The sequence below is a fragment of the Paraburkholderia sp. USG1 genome (assembly GCF_031570135.1).
In the GTDB taxonomy this organism is placed as follows: domain Bacteria; phylum Pseudomonadota; class Gammaproteobacteria; order Burkholderiales; family Burkholderiaceae; genus Paraburkholderia; species Paraburkholderia dioscoreae.
Genome location: NZ_JAMWXW010000012.1, coordinates 26,321 through 41,244, shown reverse-complemented (window position 1 = coordinate 41,244; position 14,924 = coordinate 26,321). Strand labels below are relative to the sequence as shown.

Sequence of the window (14,924 nt, the reverse complement as noted above, 5' to 3'; positions counted from 1 at the left end):
CTGAGAGAACCCGGAGCACATCAATGAGCACCCCCCAGCAGCCCGCGGCTAACCAACAGCCGAATCAGCCGGCACAACCGGCGAACAACGGCAAACGCAAGCGCATGATGACGCTGCTTGTGATCGTGATCCTGATCGCCGCGATCGCTTACGGCCTGTACTACTTCCTCGTCGCGCGCTTCCACGAAGACACCGACGACGCCTACGTGAACGGCAACGTCGTCCAGATCACGCCGCAAGTCACCGGCACGGTCGTCGCCGTGAACGCTGACGACACCCAGACGGTGAAGGCCGGCGATCCGCTCGTCGTGCTCGATCCGGCCGACGCCCGCGTTGCGCTGGAACAGGCTGAAGCGAATCTCGCGCAGACGGTGCGCCAGGTGCGCGGCCTGTTCGCCGACGACAATCAATACCAGGCGCAAGTGGCCCAGCGCCAGTCCGATCTGTCGCGCGCTCAGGACGACCTGAAGCGCCGTCTGACGGTCGCGCAAACCGGCGCCGTGTCGCAGGAAGAAATCTCGCATGCCCGCGACGCCGTGAAGAGCGCGCAAGCCGCCGTCGACGCCGCCCAGCAGCAACTGGCGTCGAACCGCGCGCTGACCGCCAACACCACGATCGCGAATCACCCGAACGTGCAGGCCGCCGCCGCCAAGGTCCGCGACGCGTACCTGAGCAACGCGCGTAACAACCTGCCGGCGCCGGTCACGGGCTACGTGGCGAAGCGCTCGGTGCAGGTCGGCCAGCGCGTCTCGCCGGGCACCCCGCTGATGGCGATCGTGCCGCTCGGCGGCGTGTGGGTCGACGCGAACTTCAAGGAAGTGCAGCTCAAGCACATGCGCATCGGCCAGCCGGTCGAACTGACGGCCGACGTGTACGGCTCGTCGGTGGTGTTTCACGGCAAGGTGGTCGGCTTCTCGGCGGGCACGGGGTCGGCGTTCTCGCTGCTGCCCGCGCAGAACGCCACCGGCAACTGGATCAAGGTGGTGCAGCGTCTGCCGGTGCGGATCGCGCTCGATCCCAAGGAACTCGAACAGCACCCGCTGCGTATCGGCCTGTCGATGCAAGCCGACGTGACCATCAAGGACGACAACGGCGGCCAACTCGGCCAGGCACCGAACACGGTCTATCAGACCAACGTGTTCGAGAAGTATGGTGACCAGGCCGACGCGGAAATCGCTCGCATCATTTCGGAAAACGCAGGCCCGAACGGCGGCTCGCAGAAGTCGGCCCAGGCCGGCGGCGCGAAGCCTGCCGCTGCGAAGCTGATGTAAGCCGCGCGACGAATCAGACAAGGCTTCTTCAATGGCTCAGGCTCAGGCGCAAGTCCCTCATCCGCCGCTCGAGGGCGCGCAACTGGTGATCGGCACCATCGCGGTGTCGCTCGCCGTTTTCATGAACGTGCTGGATACGTCGATTGCGAACGTATCGATTCCATCGATTTCCGGCGACCTCGGCGTGTCGTCCGACCAGGGCACGTGGGTCATCACCTCGTTCGCGGTCGCCAACGCGATCTCCGTGCCGCTCACCGGCTGGCTGACCGACCGTATCGGCCAGGTGCGCCTGTTCATGGCGTCGATCATTCTGTTCGTGATCTCGTCGTGGATGTGCGGGCTCGCGCCGACCCTGCCGTTCCTGCTCGCTTCGCGCGTGTTGCAAGGCGCGGTGGCCGGCCCGATGATCCCGCTGTCGCAAACGCTGCTGCTCGCGAGCTATCCGCGCGCCAAAGCGCCTATGGCGTTATCCATGTGGGCGATGACCACGCTGATCGCGCCGGTGGCGGGCCCGATTCTCGGCGGCTGGATTTCGGACAACATCTCGTGGCCGTGGATTTTCTACGTCAACATTCCGGTCGGTGCGATTGCCGCCGTGGCGACGTGGATGATCTTCCGCAACCGCGATTCGGTTATCAGAAAGGCGCCGATCGACGGCGTCGGTCTCGGCCTGCTGATCGCCTGGGTGGGGTCGCTGCAGGTCATGCTCGACAAGGGCAAGGATCTCGACTGGTTTTCGTCGACGACCATCGTCGTACTGGCGCTGGTCGCGGTGATCGCGCTCGCGTTTTTCATCGTGTGGGAATTGACGGCCGAGCACCCGGTGGTCGACCTGTCGCTGTTCAGCCGGCGCAATTTCACCGGCGGGACTGTCGCACTGTCGATCGGTTACGGGCTCTATTTCGGCAATCTGGTGCTGCTGCCGTTATGGCTGCAAACCGATATCGGCTACACGGCGACGGAAGCCGGTCTGGTCATGGCGCCGGTCGGCCTGTTCGCCGTGCTGCTGTCGCCGATCACGGGCAAGGTGCTGCCGCGCACCGATCCGCGCTATATCGCGACCCTGTCGTTCCTCGTGTTCGCGCTGTGTTTCTGGATGCGCTCGCGTTATACGACCGGCGTCGATACGTATTCGCTGCTGCTGCCTACCTTGATTCAAGGGATCGGCATGGCCGGGTTCTTCATTCCGCTGGTGTCGATCACCTTGTCGGGACTGCCGGGCAACCGGATTCCGGCGGCGTCGGGCCTGTCGAATTTTGTGCGGATCATGTGCGGCGGCATCGGCACGTCGATCTTCCAGACCGCGTGGGATCACCGTACGATCATGCATCACGCGCAACTGGCCGAACAGGCCAACGCGTACAACCCGGTGTTCGACCAGTCGATCCGGCAGATGGGCGCGGCGGGCTTCAGTCAACCGCAGGCGTATGGCCTGTTCAACACAATGGCGACGCAGCAGGCGGCGCAACTGGGTGTGAACGATCTGTTCTTCGTGTCCGCCGGTATCTTTGTCGCGCTGATCGCGCTGATCTGGATCACGAGGCCTGAGCGCGCCGGTGGCGACGCAGGTGCGGCGGCCGCCGCGGCACACTGATTGTCGGCGCCAGTCGCCGCAGCAGACGATATGAAAAAAGGCGGGACCGCTCGACAGCGGTCCCGCCTTTTTTCTGCACCTTCGATCGGCCGTGCGCGTCGCGCACACGGTCTACTGTCAATGCGGTATTTAGCTTGCTGTGGTGACGACCAGCCGCTCGGGCGCCAGCACGCCCTCGCCCTGCTTCGCGACGCCAAGCAGACGCCCTTGCGCGGCGTACACCCGAACACGCGGCGCATTCACCGCGTCGCCCGTGATGGTCAACTCGGACAGTTTCAACCGCTGACCGTGTAGAAAGCGGCGCGTCGCGTCCTCGTTTAGCTGCACGAGCGGGAATGTGGACAGCAACGCATCTACCGGCTGCAGCCAGGCGTCGCGCTCGCTTTCGGTGGCGTCGGACAACGCGTCGAGCGTCACCGAATTTTCGAGCGTCAGCGCGCCGACGCCCGTGCGTCGCAGCGCCACCAGATGCGCGCCGCAACCCAACGCCTCGCCGATATCTTCGGCCAGCGTGCGCACATACGTGCCCTTGCTGCATGTCACGCGAAACGTCACATCCGGCAACGCGCAGGCGAGTATCTCAAGCTTCAGGATCGTCACCTGGCGCCCTTCCCGCTCCAATGTCTGGCCCGCCCGCGCGTACTCGTACAGCGGCTTGCCGTCACGCTTGAGCGCCGAATACATCGGCGGAACCTGGGTGATTTCGCCGAGGAATGCCGGCAGCACCGCGTGAATCGCCGCCTCGTCGCACGTTACTTCACGTGTGTCGATTGCTTCGCCTTCGGCGTCGCCGGTGGTTGTGCGAATCCCGAGGCGCATGGTGGCTTCATATGTCTTGTCGGCTTCGAGCAGGTCCTGCGAAAACTTGGTGGCTTCGCCGAAGCAAAGCGGCAGCAAACCGGTGGCCAATGGGTCGAGCGTACCGGTGTGGCCCGCTTTTTTTGCCAGATAGAGACGCTTCGCGCGAATCAGCGCGTCGTTGCTCGACAGGCCGAGCGGCTTGTCGAGCAGCAGCACGCCGTCGAGCGCGCGACGCGGCACGCGGGGGCGTTGAGATGCGGTCATGACGGAAGGACGAAGTCTTCGATGAATTCGGAAAACAGCACTGAGCGCAGGGCGACTCGGGCAAGGCAGCGAGCGCCGCGGCTAACAGCGCGCTCAGTCTTCTTTCGCGCGATTGGCGTTCGCCTCGTCGATCAGACGCGACATCTCGACAGCCCGCTCGATCGTCTTGTCGTAATGGAAATGCAGCGTCGGCACGGTATGAATATGCAAGCGCTTGAACAGCTGATTGTGCAGATGGCCGGCCGCATGCGTGAGCGCTTCGAGCGTCTGTTGCGGATCGCCGGTGAGCGTCGTGAAATAGATCTTGGCGTGTGCATAGTCCGGCGTCAGCTCGACACTTTGAATCGTGACGATACCGATGCGCGGATCCTTGACCTCGCGCAGCAGCTCGGACAAATCGCGCTGGATCTGATCGGCGATCTGCACGTTGCGATTAGGAGAAGAACGTTTCTTAGGCATGGTGTTATGTGATCCGCATCTAACGGATGCAAAAAAGTGATTCGCGCCGGCGTGGTGCGGGCCTTGGTGCGGCCTTTTTATTCAGACGGCATCAAGGGCGGCCCGAACGACCGAAAGCTTGACGGCGGGCGCTCTGCGCGACAAACGTGTAGCACCAAAAACAACGGGCGGAGCGGGCGTTAAAGCCCGCTCCGCCCCCTAGAGCCGTGCCGCGTGAATTACAGCGTACGCGCGACTTCGGTGATCTCGAAGACTTCGAACTGATCGCCTTCGACGATGTCGTTGAAGTTCTTGATCGACATACCGCACTCGAAGCCCTGACGGACTTCCTTCACGTCGTCCTTGAAGCGCTTGAGCGAATCGAGCTCGCCCGTGAAGATGACAACGTTGTTGCGCAGCACGCGCACCGACGACGAGCGCTTGACGAAGCCGTCCGTGACCATACAGCCGGCCACCGCGCCGATCTTCGGTACCTTGAAGACCTGACGCACTTCGACCGTACCCGTGACGATTTCGCGCTTCTCCGGTGCCAGCATGCCCGACATCGCGGCCTTCACGTCATCCACTGCGTCATAGATGATGTTGTAGTAGCGAATATCGACGCCGTTGCTTTCCGCCAGCTTGCGAGCCTGCGCGTCCGCACGGGTGTTGAAGCCGATGATGACCGCCTTCGAAGCCGTTGCCAGGTTGACGTCGGACTCGCTGATGCCACCCACGGCGCCGTGCACGATCTGCACGCGCACTTCGTCGGTAGAAAGCTTGAGCAGCGACTGCACCAACGCTTCCTGCGAACCTTGCACGTCGGCCTTGACGATGAGCGGCATGTACGCAACTTCGCCTTCGCCCATCTGTTCCAGCATGTTCTCGAGCTTGGCGGCCTGCTGCTTGGCCAGCTTGACGTCGCGGAACTTGCCTTGACGGAACAGTGCGACTTCACGCGCCTTGCGGTCGTCCGGCATGACGATGACTTCTTCGCCAGCCTGCGGGACTTCCGAGAGACCCTGAATTTCGACCGGGATCGACGGACCCGCCGACTTGGTCGGCTTGCCGGTTTCGTCGAGCATGGCTCGCACGCGACCGTAAGCGCTACCTGCCAACACCACGTCGCCGCGGTTCAGCGTACCCGACTGCACCAGGATCGTTGCAACCGGACCCTTACCCTTATCGAGCTTCGCTTCGATGACGAGACCCTTGGCCGGCGCGTCGACCGGTGCCTTCAATTCCAGCACTTCGGCTTGCAGCAGCACGTTTTCGAGCAGATCGTCGATGCCCGCGCCGGTCTTGGCCGACACCGACACGAACGGCGAATCGCCACCGTATTCTTCCGGCACGACGCCTTCAGCGACGAGTTCCTGCTTGACGCGCTCCGGATTCGCATCCGGCTTGTCGATCTTGTTGATCGCGACGACGAGCGGCACGCCGCCTGCCTTCGCGTGGGCGATGGCTTCCTTCGTTTGCGGCATCACGCCGTCGTCGGCTGCCACCACCAGAATCACGATGTCGGTCGCCTTCGCACCGCGAGCACGCATGGCCGTAAAGGCTTCGTGACCCGGCGTGTCGAGGAACGTGATGACGCCGCGCGGCGTTTCGACGTGATAGGCGCCGATATGCTGCGTAATCCCGCCCGCTTCACCCGCTGCGACCTTGGCGCGGCGAATGTAGTCGAGCAGCGACGTCTTGCCGTGGTCAACGTGACCCATGACCGTGACGACCGGCGGACGCGGCAGCGATTCCGCATCCGACACTTCGCCTTCGACCAGCATGGCTTCCGGATCGTCCAGCTTGGCCGCAACCGCGTGGTGGCCCAGTTCCTCGACGATGATCATCGCCGTTTCCTGGTCCAGCATCTGGTTGATCGTGACCATCTGGCCGAGCTTCATCATCGACTTGATGACTTCCGACGCCTTGACCGCCATCTTGTGCGCCAGATCGGCGACCGTGATGGTTTCCGGCACGTGCACTTCACGCACGATCGGTTCGGTCGGCGCCTGGAACGTGGTGTTCTGATCCTGATGCTTGCCGCGACCCTTCGGGCCACCGCGCCAGCCGCGATCGACACCGCCGCTCGTGTCGCCACGCGTCTTGATGCCGCGGCGCTTGGCTGCGTCGTCCTGCCAGCCGCCTTTGCCGCCGCCCGGCTTCTTCTTGTCGCCGGCGGAAGGCGTGGTCGTGGCAGCGGGAGCCGCAGCAGCCGGCTTCTTGGCTGCCGGACGGGCCGGTGCCTCGCCCGCCGGACGCGCCGGCTTGTGCAGCGTGCCTTTGGCTTCCGCGGCCTTGGCCGGCTCAGCGGGCTTCGGTGCCGGTTCCGGCGCCTTGACCTGCGCCTTGCGCGGCGTGTTCATCATTTCGCGAATCGCGCGCGCTTCGGCTTCAGCCGCGGCACGGCGCTTGGCAATTTCTTCCTGCTCGGCACGCGCTTTCTCGGCAGCCTGACGCGCTGCGTCTTCTGCTTTCTTCGCGGCTTCGCGTTGCGCTGCACGTTCTGCGGCAGCGCGCTCGTCGTCCTGCTCGCTTTGCTTGGCGACCACCGGCTCCGCTGCCTTGGCCACTACCGGCTCCGCCTTTGCGGCTGCCGGTTGCGCGGCTTGCGCGGGCTTCGAAGCCTGTGTCTGCTGCTCGCGAGCCGCCGCCTCGGCCGCAGCCGCTGCGCGCTTCTTCGCTGCTTCTTCTTCGGCGCGGCGACGCTCGGCTTCGGCAGCCGCTTCACGCGCCTGACGTTCCGCTTCTTCGCGTTCGAGTTGTTCCTGGCGAGCCTTCAGCTCCTGAGCCTGCTTTTCGAGCAGTTCGGCTTCGTGACGAGCTTCCTCTTCACGACGCTGGAGTTCGAGATCGTCGACGTCGGCCTCGGCCACATGATTCGATGCATCTCCGTTTTCGGCGGAGGTTTCGTCGCGGCGGACGAAAGTGCGCTTCTTACGCACCTCGACCTGAATGGTGCGAGCTTTGCCCGTCGCATCGGATTGCTTGATTTCCGACGTATGCCGTTTCGTCAGCGTGATCTTGCGCTTGTCAGCATCAGTCGAGCCGTGAGACTTGCGCAAGTGGTCGAGCAGACGCGCCTTGTCCGTTTCGGACAAGCTGTCGTCTTCGCTCGCTTTTGTGACGCCCGCCGCCTGCAGCTGCTCAAGCAGCACGCCTGCAGGCATTTTCAGTTCCGCGGCAAATTGGGCTACGTTGTTACTCGCCATTCATTCCTCTTAATGCAAGGACCGATTCCTTGCGGTTAGCATCGGGTCATGCGGCCTGACGGCCGCTTCAATTTAGTGCGCCATGGTCATTTCTCACTGGAACCAGTGTTCACGTGCTTTCATGATCAACGCCTTAGCGGCATCCTCTTCCATTCCGGTCATCTCGACCAGTTCATCCACAGCCAGCTCGGCGAGTTCGTCGCGCGTCTGGATCTGATGTTCGGCCAGTTTTGCGAGCAGGTCGGCGTCCATACCGTCCAGGCTCTTCAGGTCGAGCGCTACATTTTCGACCTTTTCTTCATTCGCGATCGCCAGCGTCAACAGCGCGTCGCGCGAGCGATTACGCAGTTCGTGAACGGTGTCTTCGTCGAATGCCTCGATTTCGAGCATTTCGTTGAGCGGCACATAGGCGATCTCTTCGAGGCTCGTAAAGCCTTCGTCGATCAGGATGTCGGCCACTTCTTCGTCGACATCGAGACGCGCCATGAACAGGTCACGCAGTACGCCGCGCTCCTGATTCTGCTTCTGCGCAGATTCGTCCGGCGTCATGATGTTGATCTGCCAGCCGGTGAGTTCGCTGGCAAGACGGACGTTCTGGCCGCTGCGGCCGATCGCGACCGCCAGTTCGTTTTCGTCTACGACGACGTCCATCGAATGCTTTTCTTCATCGACGACGATCGACTGGACGGCTGCCGGCGCGAGCGCGCCGATCACAAACTGTGCGGGATCCTCCGACCATAGCACGATGTCGACGTTTTCGCCACCGAGCTCGTTACGCACAGCCTGCACGCGCGAACCGCGAATGCCGACGCAGGTGCCGATCGGATCGATGCGCTTGTCGTATGCGACCACGCCGATCTTGGCGCGCACGCCCGGATCCCGCGCGGCTGCCTTGATTTCCAGCAGGCCCTGTTCGATTTCCGGCACTTCCATCTCGAACAGCTTCATCAGGAATTCGGGCGCCGTACGCGACAGTTCGATCTGCGGACCGCGAGCGGTGCGATCGACCTTCGCGATGTAGGCGCGCACGCGGTCGCCCACGCGCAGATTTTCCTTCGGAATCAGCTGGTCGCGGCGCAGCAGCGCCTCGACACGACCAGTTTCGACGATGAAGTTGCCTTTATCCAGGCGCTTCACCGAGCCGGTCATGATGTGCTCGCCGCGCTCGAGGAAGTCGTTCAGGATCTGTTCGCGTTCGGCGTCGCGCACCTTCTGCAGGATCACCTGCTTGGCGGCCTGCGCGCCGATACGGCCGAACTCGATCGACGGCACCGGCTCTTCGATGTACTCGTCGAGCTGGATCTCGGGCTTCTGCTCGCGTGCTTCGAACAGCAGGATTTCCTGATCCGGTTCCTGCAAACCGGCTTCGTCCGGCACCACTTTCCAGCGGCGAAACGTTTCGTGCTCGCCGCTTTCACGGTCGATATGGACGCGGATATCCGCATCTTCTTCGAAGAGTTTCTTGGAGGCCGAAGCGAGAGCCGCTTCGAGCGCGGCAAATACCACGTCTTTGTCGACATTCTTCTCGCGTGCCAGCGCATCCACCAGCATCAACACTTCGCGACTCATTGTTTGCGGCTCCTAAAGTCAACTTTCGGAACGAGGCGTGCTTTGTCCATGTCCGCGAGCGTGAAATCGAGCATCGCGGCGCCTTCCTTCCCTTCAAATTCCAGACCGATCGTCTCGCCTTGCGGAGCATGCAGGATGCCCCGGTACGATTTCCGTCCGTCCAATGGCTTTTTCAATGTGATTACCACTTCGCTGCCTGCGAAGCGTTCGAAATCCGCCAGTTTCTTCAGCGGGCGGTCGAGACCGGGCGACGATACTTCAAGCCGCTCGTAATCGATATTTTCGACCGTCAGAACGTGCTGGAGCTGACGCGTGACTTTCTCGCAGTCTTCGATCGCAATGCCGGCCGGCTGGTCGATATAAATACACAACATGCCGCGCCCGGTGCGCTCGAGATCGACGAGCTCGTAGCCGAGTCCCACGACCGTGGTTTCAATCAGTTCCGTCAGTTGCACAATGCCCTCTTAGATGTTCGCGCAGCGAGCCTGCCGCCTGTTCTGCAAACAACCAATGCGGGCCGCGCGCCAAGCCGGCGCACGTTCGTGCTACCCGAGATGCCGAACCACTGAGAACTGAGCGGCAAAAAAAAATGGGCTAAACGCCCATCATCTTATTACCGGTGGTCGCACCTGAGCCGCACATAAAAAGCCGCACGCCCAGCGACTTCGCGATTGTAGCCATTTTTCAGGACAAACGCAAACCGCAGAACGCCGCCCAACGCGCATTTCCGCTTGATTTCATGCGAATCCTGCAACGATATGGCGACACTTCCGGCCTTTTGCAAGGCGGCTCGCGCCGCCCCGTATTCACACGGGACCGGCGGGGCAAGTGAAATCCGCCCCCATTTCCACCGATGCTACGGTTTTATGTGCCGCATGAAAACTGAGAGAGGCACGAAACTCAGGTCGCGTCGATCGACAATGACGGTGGCTGGAGACAATCGCTAAAGAACGATCAGTGGCCGACCGCCATGCATGACCCGCTTATCGCTCGACGACCACTGCTCAACGGCCGCGCGAACGGCCGCGCGGTGCGCCGCCACCGCGATTTGCACCGCCGGGGCTGGCGTTTCCGCCGCCCGCGCGGTTGGCATTGCCGCCCCGATTGCCGGCCGGCCCGCGGTTGTTGCCGCCATTGCCCGGATTGGCACCCGCACCGCCGACACGCTTGCCGCCGCCTGCCGCACGATTGCCATTGCCCGACGGCGCGCGGTTGCCGTCGACTTCACGGCCGCCACGCGGGCCGCCCGCACCCCCACCCCCGCCCATCGGGCCGCTGAAGCCGCCGGCGCTGCGGCCGGCGCCGCGATTGCCATAGCCGCCGCCGAAACCCGCGCCCGCGCCACCAGCAAAACCGCCGCCTGCCGCACCACCGCGCCGACCCTGGCCGCGTGGCGGCTGCTGATCGAAACGGCCATGCGACATCAACACCGGCTCACGGTTAATAAAACCCATCGACGTTTGCATCGGATCCGGCTGCTTGCGCTCCGGCGCCGCGTTGCGGCTGCCTCGCTCTTCGGTCGGCGCCTTCAGACCCACCGACGCCATCAGCGCACGCACCTGGTTGTCTTCCAGCTCTTCCCAACGGCCGCGCTTGAGGCCCTTGGGCAGCGAGATCGGACCGTGACGAGTACGGATCAGGCGGCTGACCATCAGGCCGGCCGCTTCGAACATACGACGCACTTCGCGGTTACGCCCCTCGGCGAGCGCGACGTGGTACCAGTGATTGGTACCTTCGCCGCCGCCGTCGCGAATCCGCAGGAAGTTCGCCGGGCCGTCGTCCAGTTCGACGCCGTGCAGAAGCTTCTGACGCATGCCTTCGGCCAGTTCGCCGACCACGCGCACCGCATATTCACGCTCGACGCTATAACGCGGGTGCATGAAACGGTTCGCCAGATCGCCCGACGTGGTCAGCATCAGCAGACCTTCCGTGTTGAAATCGAGACGGCCGACCGCCAGCCACTTGGCGGTTTTCATCGGCGGCAGCTTGTCGAACACCGAAGGACGGCCTTCCGGATCGGCATGGCTGACGATTTCGCCGGTCGGTTTGTGATACAGCAGCACACGCGGCGGCTTGTTGGCCAGCTTGCGCTTGACCGGCTTGCCATTGATGCGAACCTGGTCGGTCGGCATGATGCGCTGGCCGATATGAGCCGGCTCGCCATTCACCGACACCCGGCCGGCGACGATCAACTCCTCCATGTCACGGCGCGAACCCATGCCGGCTTCAGCCAGCACTTTGTGCAGCTTCGGTGCGTCGTCGTCCGCGGCGAGCACGCGCTTGGGCGCGGCCGGCTTGCCACGACGCAGCATCGGAGCGCGCACCCCGCCGGTGGCGCTGTTGTCCGCGTCGAACGCGGGCGACGTGACGTACGAGAACAGATCGTCCTGACCGGCTTCCGTCGCAACCGCCGGCGCTTCACCGCCGCGGCGGTTCTGACGCTGGCCGCCTTCGCGCGGCTGACGCTCGCGCTGGCCTTCGCCCGGTGCGCCTTCACGTGCGGCGCCTTCACGCGGTGCGCCTTCGCGGCGCGCGCCGCCTGCATTGCGCCGCGATCCCTGACCCTTGGCACCGGCATCCTTGCGCGGCATACGCACTTGCGCAACGACCTCGCCGTCCGGTGGTGCCTCGCCGACGACCGGCGCCTCCTGCGCGGCGGCGCCTTCGGCGCCCTTCGTCTTCGCGCCGGCGCGGCGCCGCGCGATCAGGCTGCGCGGCCCGCGACGCAGGCCGCGGCGCGGACGGTCTTCACCGTCTGCTTCCGTGGTCTGCGCCGGGCGCTCGCCCTCGCCTGCCGACGCTTGCGTGGTGCGCGTTTCGTCGGCGCGAGCCGACGGCACGGCGCGCTCGGATTCGGACGAATCGGTGTCGTGGGTATGTGTCAAAACAACCTCAAAATGTCAGGTCGCGCACGCCCGTTGCGGGCGTGGCAAAAAAAGTTCGGTTACGTCAGGCGCTGCGCGACTCGGGTTCGTCGTCGGTCAGAATGCCTGCGTCCTGCGCCGCATCGCGACGATCCTCTGGATCGCCGTGCGCCGCCTTGGTCGGGTTCGGCTCGGCGGCGTGCTCCGTATTGCGGAGTACGCCCGAGTCGTGCGCGGGTATTGCCGGATCGGTCTGGGAGACCGGATCGTGGTTCTCTGCGGACCCGGCGGAGCCGGTCTGCGGTGCAACGTGTTCCACGTGTGCCGTTTGGGCATGTTCCTGCGCGGCGGGCGCACCAGGCGCGTCCGGATGCGACCCGGATGCCGGTGCGATTTCCACTGCGCTACCGGCCACTTCGGCCACGTATCCAGATTCCACCGGCTCAGCGTGCTGCTTCTGATGCGCTTCAGCCTGCTCGCCAGCGATTTCCGTTCCCGACGTCTCGCCTGCCGTCTCGGGCTGGCTATCATCGGCATGGCTATCCGCGCTTGCGTCTGCGAAACCGGACTGCAGCGGCTCGCCCACGGCCGGAGAAATATCCTGCAACTCGCCAGTCGCAGCCGTGCCGACAACCGTGTCAGTGGCAGCGCCCGCTTCAATTACGCCAGAATCCACCTGTTCTTCAAGCGCGCCATCTTCGTCCGAGGTCACGGCCTGCACGGTATCGGCGTCTGCGAACTCGATCGCATGCTGGCCGAGCAGATCCGCGTTCAACTGCGCTGACGGATCCGCAAGCGGCGGCAATTCGTCGAGCGCCGTCAGCCCGAGATCGTCGAGGAACTGCCGCGTAGTCGCGTACAGCGCGGGACGGCCCGGCACGTCACGATGACCGATCACTTCGATCCAGTTACGATCTTCGAGCTGCTTGACGACCTGCGTATTCACCGTAACGCCGCGAATCTCTTCAATATCGCCACGCGTGACGGGTTGCCGGTAGGCAATGATCGCGAGCGTTTCGAGTACCGCGCGCGAATATTTCGGCGGTTTCTCAGGATGCAAGCGATCCAGATACGAACGCATTGCGGGCTTGCTTTGAAACCGCCAGCCCGACGCCAGCCCGACCAACTCCACACCGCGCCCAGACCAATCCTGCTTGAGGTCTTCGAGCAAAGTCCGAACGGTGTCTGCCGACACGCCGTCGGCAAAGAGCTTGCGTAACTCGCCGAGCTTTAACGGCTCCTGCGCGCAGATCAAGGCAGTCTCGAGGACGATCTTCGCCTCTTGGGTATTCATGCAGCTAGGTCAGACCCTGTGGTCAAAGAACCGGATCAAACAGACGATGTGGAACTGAAGACGCGCTCGCCCGATTCTGATCGGTCATATTGATGGGAGCACGCACCGGGGGGAGGCGAAACAGACAATCGAACCAAACCCAGCCGGACGGAGCAGCGATATTCCTGAAAGGAATCGCGTGACTGAGCGCCATATTACGCAAAAACAATCAGTGCGTAAAGATGAAATCCCCCGCGCATTTTCCGGCGCCGCCTTGACGGACGTGCTTTGGCGAAAAAACAGGCTTAATTGGACGGAAAGCCGCGTTCTTCGGCTGTTGTTCGCCCCGCTTTGCTCAAGTTTGCTCAAAATTGTTTTGCGCAGCCGCCTTTTCCGCCCCGCAGTCAGCGGGCCGTCGTCTGCTGCGCGAGGAACCGTTTCAGACGCTCGACACCCTCGTCCAGCCGCGCCGTGTCGCAGGCATAGCACCAGCGGACGAAGCCCTCGCCTTGCGGACCAAACGCACTGCCTGGCGCCACGCCGAGTCCCACGCCGCGCACCATCGCCTTGCACAGCTCCAGACTGTGCGCCGCGCCGGGCATCGAGAAAAACAGGTACATCGCGCCTGGCGGCGCCTTCACGTCGACGCCGGGCACGGCGCTAAGCGCGCGCACCAGATGGTCGCGCGACGCTTTCAGGTCATGCACCAGTTCCCGCGTAAAGGATTCGCCCTGCTCGATGGCCGCGATGCCCGCGTGCTGAACGAACGCCGGCGCGCACGAGGTGTTGTATTCGACGAGCTTGCCCAGATCGTCCTTCAACGAGGCGGGTGCGACGATCCAGCCGAGCCGCCAGCCTGTCATCAACCACGCCTTGGAAAACGAATTGACGCAGATCACGCGTTCGTCGCGCGTGGCCAGATCGAGGAACGACGGCGCGGTACGCGGGGGCGCCTCGGGATCGGCGGGATCGGCGTCCGCATAGTAAAGGCGCTCGTAGACCTCGTCCGCGACGATCCAGATGCCGTGGCGGCGGCAATGCGTCAGCACGGCGCGCTGCTCGTCGCGGCTCATCACCCAGCCGGTCGGATTGTTCGGCGAGTTGATCAGCAGCATTTTCGTGTCGGGCGTCAGCGCCGCCTGCAATTGCTCGAGGTCGAGCTGCCAGCCGTGCTCGCCATAGCCGAGCGCGACGGTTTCGACATGCGCGCCGAGAATCTTCGGAATCTCGACCAGATTCGGCCAGAGCGGCGTAACCGCGACGACGCGGTCGCCCGCGCCCACCACGAGTTGCGCCGCAAGCATCAATGCATTGACGCCCGCGCTCGTCACCGCGATATGCTCCGGCGACGTCGCGCCGTGCAGGTTGCTGACATAGCCCGCGAGCGCGGTGCGCAGCGGCGCGATGCCCAGATTGTGCGTGTAGAAGGTCGCGCCCGCGGCCAGCGCTGCGCTCGCGGCGTCGCGGATAAAGGCCGGCGTGACGCGGTCGGACTCGCCGAACCAGAAAGGCAGTACGTCGTCGACGCCGAAGCCCGCGTTGGCGACTTCACGGATCTGCGAAGGACGCAGCGCGCGCACGGCGTCGCGCGCATTAGGGATGGATGGCACAGGCAGATCCGATTCGCTCATTGATGCTTCC

Annotated in this window: 9 protein-coding genes and 1 pseudogene; 2 read left to right on the top strand and 8 right to left on the bottom strand. The window is 63.7% G+C overall.

The features are described from left to right. The first annotated feature begins 23 nt into the window (after nucleotides 1-23). Together NE850_RS17255 and NE850_RS17250 are read left to right on the top strand one after the other, a co-directional pair. Nucleotides 24-1,271 carry an EmrA/EmrK family multidrug efflux transporter periplasmic adaptor subunit gene (locus tag NE850_RS17255; protein WP_310698977.1) on the top strand — a complete coding sequence of 416 codons (1,248 nt, stop codon included), beginning with the start codon at nucleotides 24-26 and terminating at the stop codon, nucleotides 1,269-1,271. A gap of 1 nt (nucleotide 1,272) precedes the next feature. Then, nucleotides 1,273-2,865 (top strand): annotated as a pseudogene (locus tag NE850_RS17250) (DHA2 family efflux MFS transporter permease subunit); the annotation flags it as partial. Between the two features lie 129 nt (nucleotides 2,866-2,994). Here NE850_RS17250 and truB read toward each other — a convergent pair. The 8 genes from truB to NE850_RS17210 form a co-directional block, all read right to left on the bottom strand. Further along, complete coding sequence (gene truB, locus NE850_RS17245; protein ID WP_007182293.1) at nucleotides 2,995-3,930, bottom strand: tRNA pseudouridine(55) synthase TruB; 936 nt, start codon at nucleotides 3,928-3,930, stop codon at nucleotides 2,995-2,997. Between the two features lie 93 nt (nucleotides 3,931-4,023). Next, on the bottom strand, nucleotides 4,024-4,389 hold the full coding sequence (rbfA, locus tag NE850_RS17240) for a 30S ribosome-binding factor RbfA (RefSeq protein ID WP_007182294.1): 366 nt from the start codon (nucleotides 4,387-4,389) through the stop codon (nucleotides 4,024-4,026). 218 nt (nucleotides 4,390-4,607) lie between these two features. Continuing rightward, nucleotides 4,608-7,577, bottom strand: a complete 2,970-nt coding sequence (gene infB / locus NE850_RS17235) for a translation initiation factor IF-2 (RefSeq protein ID WP_007182295.1) — start codon at nucleotides 7,575-7,577, stop codon at nucleotides 4,608-4,610. Nucleotides 7,578-7,670: 93 nt separating this feature from the next. Continuing rightward, on the bottom strand, nucleotides 7,671-9,146 hold the full coding sequence (gene nusA / locus NE850_RS17230; protein WP_007182296.1) for a transcription termination factor NusA: 1,476 nt from the start codon (nucleotides 9,144-9,146) through the stop codon (nucleotides 7,671-7,673). Further along, nucleotides 9,143-9,601 carry a ribosome maturation factor RimP gene (gene rimP / locus NE850_RS17225; protein WP_007182297.1) on the bottom strand — a complete coding sequence of 153 codons (459 nt, stop codon included), beginning with the start codon at nucleotides 9,599-9,601 and terminating at the stop codon, nucleotides 9,143-9,145. The genes nusA and rimP overlap by 4 nt, the downstream gene beginning before the upstream one ends. Nucleotides 9,602-10,150: 549 nt before the next feature. Further along, a complete protein-coding gene (gene rluB / locus NE850_RS17220; RefSeq protein ID WP_007182298.1) occupies nucleotides 10,151-12,031 on the bottom strand; it encodes a 23S rRNA pseudouridine(2605) synthase RluB in 1,881 nt (626 codons plus the stop codon). Nucleotides 12,032-12,095: 64 nt separating this feature from the next. After that, nucleotides 12,096-13,304 (bottom strand): SMC-Scp complex subunit ScpB, encoded by a 1,209-nt coding sequence (gene scpB, locus NE850_RS17215; RefSeq protein ID WP_007182299.1) that lies wholly within the window; start codon nucleotides 13,302-13,304, stop codon nucleotides 12,096-12,098. Between the two features lie 383 nt (nucleotides 13,305-13,687). Next, on the bottom strand, nucleotides 13,688-14,914 hold the full coding sequence (locus NE850_RS17210) for a pyridoxal phosphate-dependent aminotransferase (protein WP_165185643.1): 1,227 nt from the start codon (nucleotides 14,912-14,914) through the stop codon (nucleotides 13,688-13,690). Nucleotides 14,915-14,924 lie beyond the last annotated feature (10 nt).

Coding starts and splice junctions, on each gene's coding strand:
- truB (WP_007182293.1), bottom strand. CDS start 3,930: ATGACCGCATCTCAACGCCCCCGCGTGCCGCGTCGCGCGCTCGACGGC.
- scpB (WP_007182299.1), bottom strand. CDS start 13,304: ATGAATACCCAAGAGGCGAAGATCGTCCTCGAGACTGCCTTGATCTGC.
- nusA (WP_007182296.1), bottom strand. CDS start 9,146: ATGAGTCGCGAAGTGTTGATGCTGGTGGATGCGCTGGCACGCGAGAAG.
- infB (WP_007182295.1), bottom strand. CDS start 7,577: ATGGCGAGTAACAACGTAGCCCAATTTGCCGCGGAACTGAAAATGCCT.
- NE850_RS17210 (WP_165185643.1), bottom strand. CDS start 14,914: ATGAGCGAATCGGATCTGCCTGTGCCATCCATCCCTAATGCGCGCGAC.
- NE850_RS17255 (WP_310698977.1), top strand. CDS start 24: ATGAGCACCCCCCAGCAGCCCGCGGCTAACCAACAGCCGAATCAGCCG.
- rbfA (WP_007182294.1), bottom strand. CDS start 4,389: ATGCCTAAGAAACGTTCTTCTCCTAATCGCAACGTGCAGATCGCCGAT.